Source organism: Microcystis sp. LE18-22.4A (assembly GCF_027531105.1).
Lineage (GTDB): Bacteria > Cyanobacteriota > Cyanobacteriia > Cyanobacteriales > Microcystaceae > Microcystis > Microcystis aeruginosa.
Genome location: NZ_JAPZRB010000191.1, coordinates 1 through 2,445, shown reverse-complemented (window position 1 = coordinate 2,445; position 2,445 = coordinate 1). Strand labels below are relative to the sequence as shown.

4 protein-coding genes are annotated in these 2,445 nt (G+C 45.1%); all 4 read right to left on the bottom strand.

Annotated features, from left to right (window positions below):
* A partial coding sequence (locus O9295_RS08435; RefSeq protein ID WP_288032656.1) for a DUF29 domain-containing protein occupies positions 1 to 399 on the bottom strand: 399 nt, incomplete at its 3' end.
* Positions 400 to 633: 234 nt separating this feature from the next.
* A complete protein-coding gene (locus O9295_RS08430) occupies positions 634 to 900 on the bottom strand; it encodes a hypothetical protein (protein ID WP_002733164.1) in 267 nt (88 codons plus the stop codon).
* A 254-nt stretch (positions 901 to 1,154) separates the two neighbouring features.
* Positions 1,155 to 1,928 (bottom strand): hypothetical protein, encoded by a 774-nt coding sequence (locus O9295_RS08425; protein ID WP_104397033.1) that lies wholly within the window; start codon positions 1,926 to 1,928, stop codon positions 1,155 to 1,157.
* 342 nt (positions 1,929 to 2,270) lie between these two features.
* A partial coding sequence (locus O9295_RS08420) for a DUF29 family protein (RefSeq protein ID WP_288032658.1) occupies positions 2,271 to 2,445 on the bottom strand: 175 nt, incomplete at its 5' end.

Here is a 2,445-nt window from a genome sequence, read left to right as displayed (position 1 = left end):
CGCGATAGTATAGGGACAAAACTCTGGAAAAATGCTAAGGATTAAACCCGTTTGTCTGGCGGCTTCTCGACGCGCTCTGGTGTATTCCTTATCCAAAATTTGCGCGGGATAACCGCGTAAACTGGGACTATCCTCTAATTTACGACGAATTTGCGATCGCCCATCATTGATGGAATCCAGCCAACTATCGGAGCGCCGTTGGGGTTGATATTGCCACTTGAGCAGATGAAGCAAAATTCGCTCCATTTGAGAACCAATCGCACTGCGTTCACTTTTCCCCAAATCCTCGATTTCCTCGATTAAATGCTCCCAGTCAATGGCATCCCAGCGTTGTTCCCGCAAAAGTTGAGCCGTATCCCGGGCCCAGAGAATTAAATCGCAATCGTAGGTGGTTGGCATAACCGGTTCCCTGTTTTTCAAGCTTTTCGGGTGGGATTGTGGGGTTAATTCTGTTAGGTTAACGATCCGGCGTTTTCTTAATGATAACTGATTACTGTCAGAGGTAAGGTCAAAAAGCCTGTGAACCCTGTATCAATAACAGCATCAATTACTTGCCTCTGTTTACTCTCATTGCTTACGACTAACCTAAGCCTCGCCTCGCAGTTTTGATCAACAATTCCGTTCATCATAAAGTTAAAGCAGACGACCTACGCCAAAGCGGTGAACGCCTTTATGTCCAATTCGGACACGCCAGATTTGAGCATCAGGGTTTCGTTCAAGCAATCGATTAGAAGCAGTTATTGTGTCATTGGCAAGCTCAAAAGCCCCTGTTTCTATATCTATGGCTACAATCTTCCCATGATTGCCTTCCTCGACTTGGGGGCGCACCTGAGATTGATAAATCTCATTACCACGTCGGGCGAATTCTTCTTTGCTGTAGCGGAGTTGATTAACTGTCATTGGCCTGACCCCGTTGCAACTTTTGCCCCTCTATTTTAACCTAAACATTGGCAATCTTCGCTAACATTTCTCAACTGGGACCACAAAGGCTGCATCGCACTTAGACTCACAGTTTCAATCAATGTGCATGGTGCGTTCCCCAAAATCGATCGCTGGAGCGGTAGAAGTTGCCTTAGGGAACTCACCCTACGATAGTGCGATCGCATTATGAGGCGGTGCGCTCTGCTACGCAGTGCCTTTGACATCGCAGTGCGTTATACCTTAGCTCTTCGCAGACGCAGTTCTCTGTAACTCTTCCCATCGAACTCCATGACGCAGGCTCGATCAAAAGAGCTTAGATACTCATTATTCATCAACTGCTCATGCGGGCGAAGCATACTTGCGCCGACGCTGCCATCTAAGACAAGTAAAAGCAATGCCTCATCAAATCCATCACGCCATTTCAGAATATTCCGTTCTTTGTCGTCAAGTGCATTCTGTATTAGTTCGTCTGTTGTTTCACCGACCCAAAAGCTATCTGTGTAACTCCAATGAGGGGGGTGATCCCCTTCAAGTCGCATTACGCGAACATAGTCGATTTCTTCAGGCCAATCCGGCCCCCACAACTTTTCAGCACGCAAGGTGAAATAATCTCCAATTTTAGGATCATACTTCTCAACCAATTTCACTAGCATCTCAGCTATTTTTCTTTCTCGCCTTGCGATCAGGTCAGCATCACGATAACTGCTAAAGGATACCTGGACATCAATCCATTTGTCGCTACGCCTTGAATGAATGTGGGAACAAGTTTTAACTACAGATTCATATATGCCACGACGCTTACGGTCGCGACTGCCAGACCCCTCTTTCTCGTCATTGAATAGATTCCTGATTTCGATTCCAATCGTAATAGAATCAATTCTTGCTATGATATCGGGTCTTTCCAGGTGATCTGGCACGTGCAGTTCTGCGTAGTGGCTCAATCCTCCTGCATCACGAAATAGCTTGACTACGTTTAGCTCGTAAAGTTTTTGGCTTTCTCTGGTCATGGCTCTAATCGGTATAACTACATATTATAGGTCAACTTTCTGCATAACAATTTCCAGAGCAACGATATAGGTCAACTTTCTGTATGTCACCCGGTCTTACAACACATATACTAATTTGTCAATAGTTAGCAATATTTAATCTGCTTATACTTCGAGTTTTGGTCTGAAAATGGGCGATCAATCCCACATTCCGCACCCTCAACTGTCACATAATACTAAATCGGTTGAGCAACGCACAGAAAACGGGTTTCTCCGAGAAACCCGTTTTCTGCTCATGCACTCATGCAAAAAGGGAGAATAAATAATCAGTCTTTAATAACCGGATTTAGGATTATTTAACCTTTAATCAAGGCTATCACTGGGCAACCAATCTTCGATCACCTGCGCGATAGTATAGGGACAAAACTCTGGAAAAATGCTAAGGATTAAACCCGTTTGTCTGGCGGCTTCTCGACGCGCTCTGGTGTATTCCTTATCCAAAATTTGCGCGGGATAACCGCGTAAACTGGGACTATCC